The sequence below is a fragment of the Plantactinospora sp. CA-294935 genome (assembly GCF_050936445.1).
Lineage (GTDB): Bacteria > Actinomycetota > Actinomycetes > Mycobacteriales > Micromonosporaceae > Plantactinospora.
In genome coordinates this window covers 38,766-54,189 of the sequence record NZ_JBNJMU010000002.1, presented here as the reverse complement: position 1 = coordinate 54,189, position 15,424 = coordinate 38,766, and the positions used below count along the sequence as shown (strand labels likewise).

Genomic DNA, 15,424 nt, shown 5'->3' with positions numbered 1-15,424 from the left:
GCCACCACAAGGATGGTTCAATAGCAGATGTGGATACCGTGATCTACCTCCGCCAGAGCCAGGACCGGACCGGGGAAGAACTGGGCATCAGCCGCCAGCGAGAGGACACCCGCAAGCTTGCCAAGCTGCGCGGATGGGCCGTCGTCGCGGAGCACGTCGACAACGACGTCAGCGCGTCTGGCAAGCGGCGGCGGCCGGGCTTCGAGGCCGCACTACAGGCCATCCAGAGCGGCCAGGCGAGGTGTCTGGTCGCCTGGGACATGACCCGGCTGACCCGCAACGCGCGGGACCGTCTCCGCCTGCTGGAGGCCGGCAAGCAGCACAACATCACCGTGGCCTTCGTACGCGGGACGGATCTCGACCTGGGCACGCCGGCGGCCCGACTCACGGCGGACATCCTGGGATCCGTCGCGCAACACGAGATCGAGCAGAAGTCAGACCGACAGCGGCGCGCCGCACTCCAGGCCGCAGAGCAGGGCCGGCGAATAGGGGGCCGCCGGCCGTTCGGCTACGAGGCCGACGGCATGACGATCCGGGAGAGTGAGGCCCGGGCCATCCGGAAGGCGTACGACGATGTCCTGGCCGGCGTGCCGCTGGGCAGGATAGCCGCCGGCTGGAACGCCCTAGGCCTGACCACACCACAGACCAAGCGGGACGGGTCACCGTCGCCGTGGACCGCCCAGAGCGTCCGCCCGGTGCTGCTGAACCCGCGCTACGCCGGCCTGCGCAGCCACGTCACGGAGGCCATACGGGAGGCCATGGATCCTCGCAAGGCGCGGCTCAAGGGCATCGTGGGAGCGGCGGCCTGGGAAGGGCTGGTGTCGGAGGAGACCTGGCGCGCGGCGGTGGAACTGATCACGGACCCGTCTAGGGCCAACCCTGCCCGGTCCGCGCGGGGTCTCCTGACCGGCGTCGCGCTCTGCGGGGTCTGCGAGGCCACGGTCCACCGTGGCGCAGCTCCCGCCCGGCGGGGCCGGGAAGGGCACACCACCTACCGCTGCCGTGCCGCGTACGGCCACGTGGGGCGCGCATCGGAGCCGGTGGACCTATACGTCATGGACTTGGTGATCGACCGCCTGTCGCGTCCTGACGCCGCCCTCCTGCTGGCTGACGAGAGCAAGCCGGACACCGCCGCTCTGCGCCGCGAGGCTCGGGCCCTTCGTGTCCGCCTGGATGGTCTGGCGACCCTGCTGGCCGAGGAGGTGCTGACCGAACTCGGGGTGCGCCGGGAGTCCAGAAAGCTGCGGGATCGCCTCGCCAGGGTGGAGGCGGAGATGGCCAACGCCGGCCGGCTGGAGATTCTCGGCCCACTGGTGCGGGCCGACGACGTGCAGGCCGCGGTCCTGTCCCTGGATACCGATCGGCTACGAACCGTCGTTAACGTGCTGATGGTCGTAAAGGTGATGCCCGCCGGTCGGGGGGCGCGCATCTTCCGGCCGGAGACGATCGAGATCTCCTGGAAGCTCTGAGGCATGCGATGAAGCCCCGGCCCTCACTTGAGGGCCGGGGCTTCTGCTATCCGGAGTCAGGCGGTGCGGCGGCGGTTCCCGTTGTACGGCTCCAGTACCCGTTCGAGCAGCGTGGCAAGCAGATCCTTCTCGGGGGTAGCGAGGGGTGACGATTCGCCGAGCAGGTGGCTGACGCGCTCGGCGAGCGGGTGGATGGCCGGCGGCGGGGTCGGGTTCTCGGAGAGTCCGAATTGCTCGGCGGTAGCTCGCCCCGCGAGCACCATCAGATGCTCGTAGGTCGTTCCGGGGATGGCGGCCTGGATCTTCTGGATGTTCTTCGGGCCCGGCTGGACCTCGCCCCGGAAGTATCGGCCGAGCAGGTCGCTACCGATGCCGGTGGCGGTCGCCAGGGTGGCCTGGTCGGATGCCCGTCCGGAGCGTTTCGCGTGACGGATGACGTAGTCCCGGAACGCCTCGAAATCCCACTTGCTGCTCACGTGCATGAAGGCTACGGCATTCCACGCATGCGCACGAGGGGGCCAGACCTGGACGGCGCCGGGGGAGTAGTGGCCCTGGCCTGCCCGTTTGGCTCGGCCTGGTGTTGACCTGCGCTGATGGTTCATGGGTTGACCTCGATCCCTTCCTTGTGCCGAAGCATTTTCTCTGACTCTACCCTTGCTTGTATGCGTACATCGAGCTAGCGTAGTTGTATGCAAGCAACCCCGAAGGCCAGGCGCCGCAAGGTGGTCTTCAAGGGCGACGACTTCGACGCCCTCGTCGGACCCCTCGGACTGGACACCCAGGAGAAGCAGGCCACCGACCTCGGCGTAGACCCCGGCAACTACTCACGCATCCGCAGTGGCGGGGGAGTCAGCGCGATCTTCATGCTCCGGTTCCACGCCAAGTACCCCCACGTACGAGTGGGCCAGTACTTCGCCGAAGAGGACCGGTAATGCCTCGCCCGACCCCGCTGTCCGGCGTGAGCGCCGAGCACATTCAGCGGCTCGTCGACCAGGCCCCACCCCTGGCCCCCTGGCAGATCGATCAGCTCACCGTCCTGCTGGCGCCCGTCCGCAGCCACATCGCCGCCGGGCAGCAGCGATCTGACGACGAGGCGACCACCGACACCCCGCCCGCCGCCTGACCACGAGAGGAAGCCGCGTGATCGCCGAGATCGAAGTCTTCCAGTTTCCCGCCACCGGTCAGCAGATCCGAACCCTGCTCCGCAACGGCGAGCCTTGGTTCGTCGCCGCAGACGTCTGCACAGCCCTCGACATCAACAACTCGCGGCAAGCCGTCAGCTATCTCGATGAGGACGAGAAGGGGGTCACTACTAATGACACCCCTGGCGGCCAACAGCAAGTGTCCGTCGTCAGTGAGCCGGGCCTGTACTCGCTGATTCTCCGTAGCCGCAAGCCGCAGGCGAAGGAGTTCAAGCGGTGGGTCACCCACGAGGTGCTGCCGGCGATCCGGAAGACCGGGCGCTACGAGGGGGCCTCGCAGTTCGCCATCCCGCAGACCTACTCGGAGGCGCTCCGGCTTGCCGCCACGCAGGCGGAGGAGATCGAGGCGCAGCGCGCTCGGCTGGCCGTCGCCGAACCGAAGGCCGAGTACGTCGATGGCTTCGTCAACCCCGACGAGGACGCCTCGATCATCCGGGTCTTCGCCGGGCAGCTCGGGGTGGGGGAGAAGGCGCTCCGGGAGTGGATGGTCGCCCGGAAGCTGATCTACCGCCGCGAGACCGAGGCCCGCTGGTCGTCTTCGCAGCAGCGGCTTGTCCAGGACTACCAGTGGTTGGCCTACGCGTACCACGCCGACTGGTTCACCACGCGCGACCAGCCCACCGCGCCGCGCATGCACAACGGCCAGATGCGAACGACCTTGTACGTCACCCCGCTCGGCAAGGTCGCGATCCGCCGGCTGCTGATGAAGCACCCGATCGAGCGCCCCGCCGCCTGACCTCCGGTCCCGGCCACCCGGCCCGGACACAGAACGGCGCCCCCGCTACCCGACCAAGAGCCGCGAGGACGCCAGAACCCCGAGGAGTATCCCATGACCAACCGCAACGACCACGACTCCGTGATCCCGTCGGCCACCGAGACCCTGCGGATGCAGCGCAGGGAGCAGCAGGACAAGGAGAACGGCGTCGAGACCGCGGCGTCCCGCCTCTCCGCCCGGAAGATCGCCGAGCAGAACCGCGGCGGTGCCCAGTGAACGCCATCGCCATCGTTCGTAACCTGCTCGCCGCCGGCTGGAAGTCCAACTCCCGGACCGAGATGTGCGACGGCAGCGTCGTGCTCGACGGCACCCGCGGCGACAGCACCATCACCGCGGACGCCTGCGACGACGGCACCACGACGCTGGTCCTGACCAACCTCACCGCCTCGCAGGTCGCCGCCGCACTGTCCGCGGTCGGGCACATGCCGCCGCTGCCCGCCATTCCCCGCCGGCCGCTCGTCGGCTGGTCTCCGGCCACCCGGGCTGCGGGGAGGATGCTGCGCCGGCTCGACACCCCCGACCTGGGCGACGTCGCCTCCGGCCGGGTGCCGCTGCCGCCGACGGGCGGTGCGCGATGAACCAGACCCCCGCCCAGCCGGAGGCGACGCCGGAGGAGAAGCGCCGCGACCAGATCGCCAACGCGATGCGCCGGCTCGCGGCCAAGTACCCCGGCAGGAACGTCGAGTCCGTCCACGTCGTCTCGATCCTCCGGAGCACCGACTCGGAGCACGTGTCCGATGCGGAGTTCCGGGCGGAAGCCCGCGCCGCGCTGGCCGCGCTTGACCTGGTGCTCCGCGAGGCGGGTGACCAGCGATGACCACCGCTCCGACGACCCCGGCCGAGCCCCGTCCGCTGCCGGACTGGCCGCGACTGCCCCGACCCGTCGACCCGGCGCCGATCCTGCCCCGGCACCCGGGGTACGCCGACCAGGTCCGGGCCGCGCTGGTCACGCTCGGCACCACCCGCGACGAGATCACCGCCACCCTGACCGCGCTGCGCGTCACCGGCCGTCCGCAGAGCGCCCGGGGCTGCGCCGTCTACGAGTACCTGCTCAGCCTCGGCCTGCCGGTCTACCGGATCAACCCGCTGTTCGTGTCGCTGATCGACGGCGGCCGGGTGGACGTGCCGGAGGTTGTCGGCGACTGGATGGCGGAGTACGACGCGAACGCGTTCCCGGCGCTGGTTCGGGCGGTGTCGTGATGCCCTCCTACCTGCTCGGCATCCTCGGCCTGCTACTGGCCTTCACCGCCGGATTCGGCCTCGCCCGCCACCTCGGCACCGGCCGCATCGAGGCCATGCACGCGGCGATGACGGCCACCCGGCCGGGTCCGCACCGCTGGGCGGTCGCCGACTCCCACCGCGCCGGGTGGCGGGCCGCGCCGTGGCGCTGGATCCACGACCACCTGCCGCACCGGAGGGCCGCCGCGTGATCACCCTGACCGTCCGCGAGGCGCTGCACCTCATCCGGCACTCGACCGACCGCTGGGTGCTCGACGGCTACTGCGGTGCCGGCGGCTCCACCCGCGGCTACCAGCAGACCGGTGTCCGGGTGCTCGGCATCGACAGGGTTTTCCGCAGGAACTACTGCGGTGACGCGTTCATCCACGCCGATGTCCTGGACGTGCTCACCGACGTCGACCTGGTACGAGCCTGCCTGGGCGCCAACATGTCCCCGCCCTGCCAGTACGGGTGCGCCGAGGCCAAGCAGTTCGGTACCACCGACCGGCACGAGAACCTGATCCCGCCGACCCGCGACCTCCTCCGGGCCGCCGAGGTGCCCTACGTGATCGAGAACGTGGAGGACAACCTCGCCGACCTGGTCGACCCGGTCGTGCTGTGCGGGGAGATGTTCGACCTCGGGGTGTTCCGGCACCGCGGTTTCGAGGTCGGCGGAGGCATTGTCCTGCCGCAGCCGGAACACCCGGAGCACCGGGGTCGGATCGGCGACGGCCGGTACGTGACGGTCACCGGGAAGTCCGGCGGTCGGTCCCGGCGCGACGGCATCCAGCACGGTCGCAAGGCCGACTGGGTCCGCGCCATGGGCATCGACTGGATGAGCGTCCGGGAAATGGCGCTGGCCATCCCGCCCGCCTACACCCGCTGGATCGGCACGCAGCTCCTCGCCCAGCTCGACCAGCGGAGGGCCGCCGCGTGAACACCCAGCCCTGGCACTACTCCAACCGGGCCGACAAGCGGGCCCTGCCGCTCGCGGACCGCCACTACAACCGGCAGAAGATCGGCAGTCCGCAGTTCGTCCCGCCCGGATCCTGCGTCGTCTTCCTGACCGAGCACGCCGACGCCGTCTGGGTCACCTCCAACCCCATCGCCCGGTTCGTCAAGCACGACTGGGCCGGGGCGTGGATGAACTCCCTGTTCCGCCGGGAGCCGGAGTGCGAGTACCTGGCCTCCGACCTGATCACCGCTGCCGTCGCGGCTACTCGGGCGCACTGGCCGGACGTGCCGGACCTGGGCATCGTCTCGTTCGTCGACGCGTCGAAGACCCGGAGGAAGCGCGACCCGGGCCGCTGCTACCGCCGAGCCGGGTGGCAGCACGTCGGCTTCACCAAGGCCGGGCTCTGGGTCTTCCAGCAACTGCTCGCCGACATGCCCGAGCCGGCGCTGGCCCAGCCGAAGTACGCGCCCGAACCCGCGAGGGCCGCCGCGTGATCGTCCCCGGCCCCGGCTGGCCTCTCACCCGCGCCCTACTCATCGCCTGCCTGCCCGGCGCCGTGCTGCTGGGCCTCCTGATCTGGAGCCTCTGATGACCGACCTTGAGCGAGAGATCGCCGACCGCTTCGTCCGCGACACCGCCGACCACACCTTGACCGTCCTGCACGACGACGGGCTCTACCGGCACCTGCGATGCGCCAAGCCCGACAGCTCGTTCTACTGGTTCGAGATCATCACCTGGCCCGGGTCGCTCGTCTTCCGGGGCGACATGGACTGCGCCCCCGTCTTCTCCCGCGTCGCCGACATGTTCGCGTTCTTCCGCAGCGACAGCGGCCGGATCAACCCCGGCTACTGGGCGGAGAAGCTGCCGGACGCCGGCCGATCAACCCAGAAGTACAGCGAAGACATGCTCAGGGAGCACATCGAGGGCTGCCTCAAGGAGTACGCGGAGGAGTACCCGCAGCACAAGAGCGACTACGTGACGGCGAAGCACCAGTTCGACACGGCGGACTGGGCCGACCGGTGGCCAATGAAGAGCAGTGGCCCGCGCGAACCGTACGAGCCGAAGACGCCTGCCGAGATCCGGCAACTCGTCGAGGACTACGACAGCGACGGGATGCTCAGCCACTCCGACGGCGCCCGGGACCTGCTGCGCGACCTGGAGAAAGCGGGCGTCTGCTCGGACACCTGGGAATGGGACCTCACCGACTGGGACTGGCCGTTCCTCTGGGCCTGCCACGCCATCGTCTGGGCCATCCGGCAGTACGACAAGCAGCGGCCCGCGGAGGCCAACGGCGTCGAGACCGTCGAGGTTGCCGCCCGATGAGCCTCCACCACGCCCTCGGCGGCACCCGCAACGCCGGCCGGCACCGCCCCGGCACCAACGGCGACCGGCTCATCCCCGCCGAGCACCGCGTCGCCCCCGACTGGACCCCGCCCAAGCACATCGCCGCGCGGGCCGCCGTGCCCGCCGACGCCACCTCTGTCCTCTACCTCCCGCCGGACATTGACCTTGCCGAGGTGACGCCGTGAGCACCGCGACCCTCACCGCCATCCGCCCCTGCTCCCGGTGGGACCCCCGCATGTGGGAGACCGGCAACGAGGGCAACGCCGACGCCATCGAGATGTGCGACTGGTGCCCGTTCAAGGACAACTGCCGGACCGAGAACCCGTACCCGCGCGGCGTCATCGTCGCCGGTGTCGCGCACGACGACTACGGCAACCTGGTCACCGGCAAGGCCCGGAAGCCCGAGCCGGAGCCCGTGTCGGCGCGGCCGGTCTCCCTGGCGGAGCCGTACCGCGACGAGATCCTGCGCCGGCACCGCGACGGCCAGACCTGGGGACAGATCGCGGTGGTCATCGGCCTGCCGCTGTCGACCGTGAGGTCGTACGGCCGCCGGCTGCTCGCCCAGGCGGTGGCGGCATGACGACCTGGACCGAGCAGGACTCCATCGACCTGTCCGCGCGCCTGGTCGCCGACGACGGCTACCGGATGCCGCTGACCGGGCCGGAGCGGCGGGCGGCCGTCAACCGGATGCTCGCCGCCGGGCTGACCACCGAGGTGATGGCCGACCGGCTGTGCATGGACGTGGACTCGTTCCGCTCGTGGACCTACCGCGAGGGGATACGGCTGCCCCGCCGACAGGTGGCGTGGTGGGTCGTCGTGGCCCAACCGTCGCAGGCGTCCGCGAACAAGAACCGGCGCAACCGGTCGTCGCGAGCGAGGGCGAGGGCAGCCGCGTGACCACCCCCTGCCGCCCCGACCCCCGCAGCCCTCGGCCAGACGCCGCCGAGCAGACCGCGGACTACCTGGCCCGAATCGCGGCGTGTCCGTGCCTGCCCCAGTGGCGGCAGCCGGGCGGGCTGTGCGGCGGGTGCGGAGCTGACGGGTTCGGGGTCTTCGAGGAAGAGAGTGAGGTACCAGCGTGAGCGTCGTCGAGCTGCCGAGCGCAGTATCGCGGCCAACCGTCATCACCGAGCCCGGTCTGTACTCGATATCTGAGGCCGAGTACCACGGCGATCCGGTGCCGGTCGGGTCCCTGTCGTCCAGCGGAGCCCGGAGGTTGTTGCCGCCGTCGTGCCCGGCGAAGTTCGCCTACGAGCGGGAGAACGGTCGAGCGCCGCAACCGGACTTCGACCTCGGGCACGTCGCTCACCATCGGTTGCTCGGGTCTGGGCCGGAGATCGTCGTGGTCGACGCGCCGGACTGGCGTACGAAAGCAGCCCGGGAGCAGCGTGACGCGGCGCACGCGGTCGGTGCGGCTCCGCTGCTGGCCAAGGACTACCAGCGGGTGCTGGAGATGGTTGAGGCGCTGCGCCGGCACCCGCTGGCCAACGCGCTGTTCGACCCGACTACGGGGGATGCCGAGCAGTCCGCGTTCTGGGTTGACGAGGAGACCGGGGTCTGGCGCCGGGCCCGGTTCGACTTCCTCCGAAACCGGGTGTCCGGGCGGCCGGTGGTCGTGGACTACAAGACCACCGAGTCGGCCGAGCGAGAGCACATCCGCCGAGCCGTCAGCCGGTACGGCTACCACCAGCAGGACCCCTGGTACCTCGACGCGGTGACCGCGCTGGGTCTCGGCGAGGACGCCGGATTCCTCTTCGTCTTCCAGGAGAAGACCCCGCCGTACCTGGTCACGGTCGTCGAGCTGGAAGAGCCCGACCGGGCCAGTGGGCGAGCCCAGAACCGCAAGGCCATCGAGGTTTACCGCCAGTGCGTCGAGACCGGGCGCTGGCCCGGCTACGCCGACGACATCGTCCCCATCTCCCTGCCCCCGTGGCACCGAACCGAGGAGTTCTCCCAGTGACCGACGTCGCCATCCGATCCGATCAGCAGCTCGACATCCCGGCCGGTACCGAGCCGGCCGCCGTCCAACTCGCCCAGTGGGCCCAGGCCGCCGACGCGGCGTACCGCCTGGCGCAGAGCCTCTGCGGTACGCAGTTCTCCCCGGCCGCCTACCGGGGCAAGCCCGAGGAAGCGTGCGCCGCGATCCTGGCCGGCGCCGAGGTGAGGCTCTCGCCGATGGCCTCGCTGCGCGCCTTCGACAACATCCAGGGCACGCCCGCGCCGAAGGCGATCACCCTACGCGCCATCGTCCAGAGCCTGGGCCACCGGGTAGAGGTCGTCGGCGAGCCGACCGCCCAGACCGCGTCGGTGCGGGGGCTGCGCAAGGGCGAGACCGACTGGCAGGTCTCGACGTGGACCATCGAGCGCGCCCAGCAGATGGGGCTGACCACCAAGGACCAGTGGAAGAAGCAGCCTGCCGCGATGCTGGTCGCCCGGGCGACCGCGGAGGTCTGCCGGTGGATCGCCTCCGACGCGATCATGGGCATGCCGTACACAGCCGAGGAGATCCGCGACGAGGGCGGTTCCCTCGAAGCCCGGCCGGCGCCGCAACGCATCACTGCCGCCGAGATCCTCGGCACGACGAGCGAGGAGCCCAAGCCGGCGGCCGTCAGCTACCTGGTCGACCCGGACTGCCTCGTCGAGCCCGAGGACATCACTCCTGAACGAGTTCTCGACTGGATCGCCAGCGCGGCCACCCAGGACACCCTCGACGTCATCAAGCGGGCCTGCCAGGAGCACAACATCCGCGACCAGCACGTCCTGGACGCGTGGACCGCGCGTTCCGCCGAACTCGCCAAGGAGACCCAGTCGTGAACGAGACCACGATCACCGTCGTAGGCAACCTGACCGATGACCCCGAGATCCGCTACACCCCGTCCGGCGCGGCCGTCTGCAAGTTCCGGGTGGCCTCGACCCCGCGGTTTTACGACAAGACCACCCAGCAGTGGAAGGACGGCGACCCGCTGTTCCTGGCCTGCCAGTGGTGGCGGGAGCCGGCGGAGAACGCCGCGCAGTCCCTGCAGCGCGGCATGCGCGTCATCGTGCAGGGCCGGCTCCGGCAGCGGTCGTACGAGACCCGCGAGGGCGAGAAGCGCACGGTCTACGAGCTGGAGATCGACGAAGTGGGTCCGTCGTTGCGGTACGCCACGGCGCGGGTCGAGAAGATGACGCGCTCCAGCGGCGGGTCGAGCGGGCAGCGTACCGCGTCGCCGCCGGCCGGAGGCTCGACCGACGACCCCTGGGCTACCGCTGCCCCGGCGCAGAGCCGGACCGCCACGGCAGTGCTCGGGCGCCCCGATGGCAACGGCGTCGAGCCTCCGTTCTGATTCCCAACCGCCAACCCCGACAGCCGACTACGACCAAGGAGACCACGAGATGGGCTACCCCAGCTTCGGCAAGTCGCTCGCCGACATGGCCGACGAGGTGCGCGAAATCAACATCGAGAAGGGCTGGCGGTCCGCTGACGGCGGCCCCGGCACCAACACCTTCGGCGACTACATCGCCCTGCTGCACAGCGAGCTGTCCGAGGCCCTGGAGGCGTACCGCGACTGGCGGCTCGTCGACGCCACCGAGCCGCACCAGGGCGCCAAGCCGGAGGGCGTCGGTTCCGAATTGGCCGACGTGCTGATTCGCCTGCTCGACACCTGCGACGTCTTCGGGATCAACCTGACCGCCGAGTACGAGCGGAAGGTCGCCTTCAACCGCACCCGGCCGTTCCAGCACGGCGGCCGGACGCTGGCCGACGCGAAGCCCTGATTCACCAGCCCCGCCCGGACAGGCCGGCACCGCGCATCGAGAGCGCGACGGGGCGCCACTCCCCAGCAACCACGAGACCAGGGAGGCACCCCTTGAGCACCAACAGATACGACGACGCAGGCGCCTTCCAGACGACCCGGCCGGTGACGCTGTGACGGTCACAGCCGAGGCTGTGACCAGCGAGGCGACCTGGAGCGACCTGCCGATCACGTCGGAGCACCGGGCGCTGCTGGAGGCCGCCGCGATTTCGCCAGAGGTCGCCCGGGCCGCCGGGGTCCGGTCGATCACCGCGACGGAGCAGCTCCCAGCGGAGTTCGCCTCGTACGGCGAGGCGGCGGTGCCGGCACTGGTCTTTCCGTACCGGTCGCCGGACGGTGAGGAGCGACTCCAGCTTCGCCCGGACGTGCCGGTACGGATCGACGGGAAGCCGAGCAAGTACCTCTGGCCGGCGGACACCAGCCTGGTGCTCAACGCGCTGCGGCGCGACGAAGATGCAGGCCTGGTGCTCATCGTCGAGGGCACGAAGCAGGCCCTGGCCGCCGCCAGCCACGTACCGGCCGGCGTCGAGGTGCTCGGGATGGTCGGCTGCCGTGGCTGGTACCGCGACGGGGCGCCGACGCCGGACCTGTACGTGGTCGACGACCGGGAAGTCGTGGTGTGCCTCGACGCCGACGCCGCAACCAACCTCGACGTCTACACCGCCGGGCTGAACCTGGCCGACGCGTGCGTGGCGGAGGGCGCCCGGTCGGTGCGGTTCCTCCGGCTCACCGGCGGCAAGAAGGCGGGGCTGGACGATATCCTCGGCAGCCGGCCGGCGGCACGGCGGGCGGCGTACCTGGCCCGGTTGATCGAGACGGCGAAGCCAAAGCCGGCCGACCAGAAGCCGAAGCCGCCGCCCGCCCGAAAGCGGGCGGCCACCGAGCTGGTGGTGCCCGCTGAGCGCGGCATGATCGTGGTCAACGGAGACCGGTACGAGGTCATCACCGCGCTGACCCAGGCGCTGCTCGACAGGCACGACGCCAACCGGCTGTTCTGCTACGGCGGGGTGATCAGCCAGCGCAAGGGCGTGGCGCTGACCCCGGTCAGCAAGGACGCGTTCGGCGGGATCGTCGCCGAGACCGCGGTGACGGTGGTGGCCACGCCTTCGCCCGACGGCGAGGAACGGCACGTGCACGCCTGGCCCGACGGCCAGACCATGGGCGCCATCCTGGCCAACGCCGAGCGGTTCAGCACGCTGGACAAGCTGTCGGAGATCCCGTTCGTCCGGCCGGACGGCTCGATCTGCCAGACCCCGGGCTACGACGCGGAGACGCGCACCTTCCTGGTGCTCGACCCGGACCTGGAGATGGGGCCGGTGCCGACCGACCCGACGCCCGAGGACATCAGCGCGGCGGTGAAGCTGATCCTCGACGACTGGCTGGGCGACTTCCCGCTGCCTTCCGCCGCCGACAAGGCCAACGCACTCGGCCTGGTGCTGACGCCGTTCATCCGGGGCCTGGTGCCGCTGGCGCCGCTGGCCGTGGTCGACGCCAAGGAAGCCGGCTCGGGTAAGAACTTGCTGGCTGACGTCATCCACCGGCTGGTGAAGGGCCGCGATGCCCAGCCGCTGCCCTACACCACGGACGACGCGGAGCACCGGAAGGTCATCACGTCCGCCTTCCGGTCCGGCGCCGAGCTGTTCATTTTCGACGAGGCGCACGCGCTGGATGGGGCCAGCTTCGCCCGCGCGATCACCTCGGTCACCTACCAGGACCGGGTGCTCGGGGTGAGCAACCTCGCCGAGTTCCCCAACCGGGTCACCTGGATCAGCCTGGGCAACAAGGTGCAGGTCTACGGCGACATGGGCCGGCGCGTCTACCGGATCCAACTCTCCTTCCCCGGCGAGAGCCCGGAGAACCGGCCGACGTCCAGCTTCCGGCACGCCGACCTCCGGGCGTGGACCTCGGCCAACCGAGCGGGCCTGATCGCGGCGTGCCTGACCCTCGTGCGGGCCTGGTTCGCCGCCGGCCAGCCGACGCCCAAGCTGCCGTTCTCGATGGGCTCGTTCGAGGGCTGGCAGAAGGTGCTCGCCGGGGTGCTGGAGATCGCGGGCGTCGAGGGCTTCCTCGCCAACGTTCGGGAGTGGCGCTCCGAGAGCGACTTCGAGCGCCAGCACTGGGTGGCGCACCTGCGGTGGCTGCACGAGACGTTCGGCGATGCGGAGTTCCTGACCGGGCACGCCGCCGAGAAATTGGACCGGGCGGGCAAGGCCGCGGAGTACCCGCACAACCTGGAGGACCCGACCGCCAAGGGCTACGCCCGCAAGCTCGGCCAGGCGTACGCCAAGCAGGAGGGCCGGGTGCTCGACGGCTACCAGCTCGTCAAAACGGGTCTAGGACACAGGAACCTGGCCAAGTGGCGCATCTTGCCCCCCGAAAACCTCGAAGACGGAGGGAACGGAGGGAACGGAGGGATGCCTACTCCCTTCACAGGCGGGAGAAAAACATCTCCTCCTAGCGCGGACGTGTCATACGCGGCGGACGCACACGTGTTTTCGCGTGTAGTAGAGGGCGGAACACACCCCTCCGTTCCCTCCGTTCCCTCCGCCACCGTCGCGCCGATCGAGCACCTACTGCCGCTCGTGACCGTCGACCCGGCGCCGCTGTGCCGCGACTGCCGCCAGCCGAAGGAACTCGTCCCGCCCGGGCGGTTCTGGTTCGCGTGCCCGCACTGCTTCCCCGCCACCTTCACCCGCGACTGAGAGGAGACGACCGTGCGCACCTTCACCCCGACCCTCGGCGGACTGCCGACCGAGATCCTCGCCCCGGAGCCCGGCCAGTTCGATGCCGCGGCGTTCCGGGCCGCCTTCCCCGGCGACGCGCTGTACGGACTCGATGTTGAGAGCCTCTACATGGACGACCTCGGCCAGTTCTCCCCGGACTTTGCGCTGCGGCTGATCCAGTTCGGCACCGCCGAGTACGCCTGGGTGCTGAACCTCGACGACCCGGACCAGCGTGCCGCCGCGGTGGACCTGCTCTCCGACCCGACAGTCAGCTTCTGCTCACACACCCCGATGGATGTCCTGGCCGTGGCCACCCAGCTCGGTGCGGACATTACCGGCCGCAATGTCGACACCCGGATGCTCGCCGCGATGGCCGCCCCCGACGACAAGGCCGGCGGCAAGGACCTTAAGACCCTGACCACCACGCACATCGGTGCCGAGTTGGAGGCCGCCGAGAAGGCGCTCGCCGACCGGTTCACCGCGCTCTGGTTGGCCACCGAGCCGAAGCGCAAGAAGCCGGCCCGGTCCGTGATCGACGCGTACGGCTGGGCCAACACCCCCGCCGACGACCCGGAGTACCTGACCTACGCCGGACTCGATGCCATCGCCTGCCGCCGGCTGGCCGACATCCTCACCCCCTTGACCGCGGCGCCTCCGGCGCTCCTGCGCATCGAGTCCTGGCTCGCCGCCGAAGCGAACCGGATTCAGATCCGCGGCATGCGCGTCGACCGACCGGCGCTGGACACCCTGGCCGACGAAGCCCGCCGCGAGACCGGCGAGGCTGAGGCCGTTGTCGTCGAGGTCACCGGCGGTATCCCCGCCAGGTCGCCGAAGATCCAGGAGTGGCTGACCGACCACGGCGTGGACTGGTCGACCTGGGAAGACCGCGGCGGAGCGCTGACCAACACCGGCAAGCCCAGCCTGGCCAAGGAGAACGTCAAGCTGCTGCTCGGGTACGACCTCGACGACGACGGGCAGCGGGTTGCCGATCAGCTCATCCGCTTCAAGGGCCACCAGGACGCGCTGAACAAGACCACCGACCTGCTGTCCCGCGTCGCCCCGGACGGTCGGGTTCACCCCGGTCTGAACACTCTCGGCACGGTCACCGCCCGGATGTCCTCGGCCGCGCCCAACTTCCAGAACTTCAGCAAGAAGGACCCCCGGATGCGGGGACTGTTCCTTCCCGAGCCCGGCCACGTGCTGCTCACCGCCGACTTCGACCAGGTCGAGCTGCGGGTGGTCGCCGCGCTGGCTCGGGAGACCAAGATGATCGACGTCATCCTGGCCGGCGGCGACCTTCACGACCTCACCGTTGACGAATTGGCCGAGTCCGGGATCGAGATCACCCGCGACACCGCCAAGATGACCAACTTCCTGATCGTCTACGGCGGCGGCGGCCGGGCGCTGCACGAGCAGGCTCGGATCCCGTTGGAGGATGCCCAGCGCATCGTCGCGACCTTCCGCGAGCGGTACCCAGCCATCAATGAGTTGTCCCGGGCCATGGGTCAGTACCGCGACGAGATCCGGACCATATCCCACCGGCGCATCCCTGTGACTACCAACGGCCACGGCGACCTCCGGACCTACGCCAACATCAACTACCTGGTCCAGTCCAGCGCCCGGGACCTCCTGGTCGACGCCTGGTGGCGCTTCGCCCACGAGTTCGGCCGCGGCCCGCTGGTCTGGTTTGCCATCCACGACGAGTTGGTGCTCCAAGTTCCCGAGGACCTCGTGGACCAGGTCACCGACGAGGTCCAGCGGTGCATGCGCTTCGACTTCATGGGCGTACCGATCTCCGCCAGCGCGATCGCCCTCATCGACGAGGACGGCACCTCGCGGTGGATGACCTCGAAGCGGGCCGAGCAGATCCGTGCCGCCCGAGCCACCACCCCACCCGCCCCCGCGGTCGTCGCTGACGACCAGCCGCCCTACTGAGGAGACGAC

At 70.2% G+C, this 15,424-nt stretch carries 22 protein-coding genes; 21 read left to right on the top strand and 1 reads right to left on the bottom strand.

Annotated features, from left to right (window positions below; genetic code table 11):
• Positions 1–1,469 (top strand): recombinase family protein (locus tag ACQEVC_RS45725; protein WP_432892178.1); only part of this gene is annotated, 1,469 nt, incomplete at its 5' end.
• Positions 1,470–1,525: 56 nt separating this feature from the next.
• Here ACQEVC_RS45725 and ACQEVC_RS45720 read toward each other — a convergent pair.
• Positions 1,526–1,945: a helix-turn-helix domain-containing protein gene (locus ACQEVC_RS45720; RefSeq protein WP_432872190.1), complete on the bottom strand. Its 420-nt coding sequence runs from the start codon at positions 1,943–1,945 to the stop codon at positions 1,526–1,528.
• A 213-nt stretch (positions 1,946–2,158) separates the two neighbouring features.
• Here ACQEVC_RS45720 and ACQEVC_RS45715 point away from each other — a divergent pair, with 213 nt between their 5' ends.
• From ACQEVC_RS45715 to ACQEVC_RS45620, 20 genes are all read left to right on the top strand, one after another.
• The gene (locus tag ACQEVC_RS45715; protein ID WP_432872188.1) at positions 2,159–2,401 is read left to right on the top strand and encodes a hypothetical protein; all 243 of its coding nucleotides are present in this window, start codon (positions 2,159–2,161) and stop codon (positions 2,399–2,401) included.
• Positions 2,401–2,592 carry a hypothetical protein gene (locus ACQEVC_RS45710; protein ID WP_432872186.1) on the top strand — a complete coding sequence of 64 codons (192 nt, stop codon included), beginning with the start codon at positions 2,401–2,403 and terminating at the stop codon, positions 2,590–2,592. Before ACQEVC_RS45715 ends, ACQEVC_RS45710 begins: the two co-directional genes overlap by 1 nt.
• 17 nt (positions 2,593–2,609) lie before the next feature.
• Complete coding sequence (locus ACQEVC_RS45705; RefSeq protein ID WP_432872184.1) at positions 2,610–3,407, top strand: BRO family protein; 798 nt, start codon at positions 2,610–2,612, stop codon at positions 3,405–3,407.
• Between the two features lie 93 nt (positions 3,408–3,500).
• Complete coding sequence (locus tag ACQEVC_RS45700) at positions 3,501–3,662, top strand: hypothetical protein (protein ID WP_432872182.1); 162 nt, start codon at positions 3,501–3,503, stop codon at positions 3,660–3,662.
• Positions 3,659–4,024 (top strand): hypothetical protein, encoded by a 366-nt coding sequence (locus ACQEVC_RS45695; protein WP_432872180.1) that lies wholly within the window; start codon positions 3,659–3,661, stop codon positions 4,022–4,024. The genes ACQEVC_RS45700 and ACQEVC_RS45695 overlap by 4 nt, the downstream gene beginning before the upstream one ends.
• On the top strand, positions 4,021–4,263 hold the full coding sequence (locus tag ACQEVC_RS45690) for a hypothetical protein (protein ID WP_432872178.1): 243 nt from the start codon (positions 4,021–4,023) through the stop codon (positions 4,261–4,263). Before ACQEVC_RS45695 ends, ACQEVC_RS45690 begins: the two co-directional genes overlap by 4 nt.
• A complete protein-coding gene (locus ACQEVC_RS45685; RefSeq protein WP_432872176.1) occupies positions 4,260–4,646 on the top strand; it encodes a hypothetical protein in 387 nt (128 codons plus the stop codon). The genes ACQEVC_RS45690 and ACQEVC_RS45685 overlap by 4 nt, the downstream gene beginning before the upstream one ends.
• The gene (locus ACQEVC_RS45680) at positions 4,646–4,876 is read left to right on the top strand and encodes a hypothetical protein (RefSeq protein ID WP_432872174.1); all 231 of its coding nucleotides are present in this window, start codon (positions 4,646–4,648) and stop codon (positions 4,874–4,876) included. The genes ACQEVC_RS45685 and ACQEVC_RS45680 overlap by 1 nt, the downstream gene beginning before the upstream one ends.
• Positions 4,873–5,601 (top strand): DNA methylase, encoded by a 729-nt coding sequence (locus tag ACQEVC_RS45675; protein ID WP_432872172.1) that lies wholly within the window; start codon positions 4,873–4,875, stop codon positions 5,599–5,601. Before ACQEVC_RS45680 ends, ACQEVC_RS45675 begins: the two co-directional genes overlap by 4 nt.
• A complete protein-coding gene (locus ACQEVC_RS45670) occupies positions 5,598–6,113 on the top strand; it encodes a hypothetical protein (RefSeq protein WP_432872170.1) in 516 nt (171 codons plus the stop codon). Before ACQEVC_RS45675 ends, ACQEVC_RS45670 begins: the two co-directional genes overlap by 4 nt.
• Positions 6,114–6,207: 94 nt before the next feature.
• Positions 6,208–6,942, top strand: coding sequence for a hypothetical protein (locus ACQEVC_RS45665; RefSeq protein WP_432872168.1), 735 nt, complete (start codon positions 6,208–6,210; stop codon positions 6,940–6,942).
• Positions 6,939–7,148 (top strand): hypothetical protein, encoded by a 210-nt coding sequence (locus ACQEVC_RS45660; protein WP_432872166.1) that lies wholly within the window; start codon positions 6,939–6,941, stop codon positions 7,146–7,148. The genes ACQEVC_RS45665 and ACQEVC_RS45660 overlap by 4 nt, the downstream gene beginning before the upstream one ends.
• Entirely contained in the window at positions 7,145–7,543 is a 399-nt protein-coding gene (locus ACQEVC_RS45655) for a hypothetical protein (RefSeq protein ID WP_432872164.1), read from the top strand. Before ACQEVC_RS45660 ends, ACQEVC_RS45655 begins: the two co-directional genes overlap by 4 nt.
• Entirely contained in the window at positions 7,540–7,860 is a 321-nt protein-coding gene (locus tag ACQEVC_RS45650; protein WP_432872162.1) for a hypothetical protein, read from the top strand. Before ACQEVC_RS45655 ends, ACQEVC_RS45650 begins: the two co-directional genes overlap by 4 nt.
• 181 nt (positions 7,861–8,041) lie before the next feature.
• Entirely contained in the window at positions 8,042–8,923 is an 882-nt protein-coding gene (locus tag ACQEVC_RS45645) for a PD-(D/E)XK nuclease-like domain-containing protein (RefSeq protein WP_432872160.1), read from the top strand.
• A complete protein-coding gene (locus tag ACQEVC_RS45640) occupies positions 8,920–9,777 on the top strand; it encodes a hypothetical protein (RefSeq protein WP_432872159.1) in 858 nt (285 codons plus the stop codon). The genes ACQEVC_RS45645 and ACQEVC_RS45640 overlap by 4 nt, the downstream gene beginning before the upstream one ends.
• Complete coding sequence (locus tag ACQEVC_RS45635; RefSeq protein ID WP_432872157.1) at positions 9,774–10,289, top strand: single-stranded DNA-binding protein; 516 nt, start codon at positions 9,774–9,776, stop codon at positions 10,287–10,289. The genes ACQEVC_RS45640 and ACQEVC_RS45635 overlap by 4 nt, the downstream gene beginning before the upstream one ends.
• Before the next feature lie 49 nt (positions 10,290–10,338).
• The gene (locus ACQEVC_RS45630; RefSeq protein WP_432872155.1) at positions 10,339–10,719 is read left to right on the top strand and encodes a hypothetical protein; all 381 of its coding nucleotides are present in this window, start codon (positions 10,339–10,341) and stop codon (positions 10,717–10,719) included.
• 151 nt (positions 10,720–10,870) lie between these two features.
• Positions 10,871–13,459 carry a DUF3854 domain-containing protein gene (locus ACQEVC_RS45625; protein ID WP_432872153.1) on the top strand — a complete coding sequence of 863 codons (2,589 nt, stop codon included), beginning with the start codon at positions 10,871–10,873 and terminating at the stop codon, positions 13,457–13,459.
• Between the two features lie 12 nt (positions 13,460–13,471).
• A complete protein-coding gene (locus ACQEVC_RS45620; RefSeq protein ID WP_432872152.1) occupies positions 13,472–15,415 on the top strand; it encodes a DNA polymerase in 1,944 nt (647 codons plus the stop codon).
• The last annotated feature ends 9 nt before the right edge of the window (positions 15,416–15,424 follow it).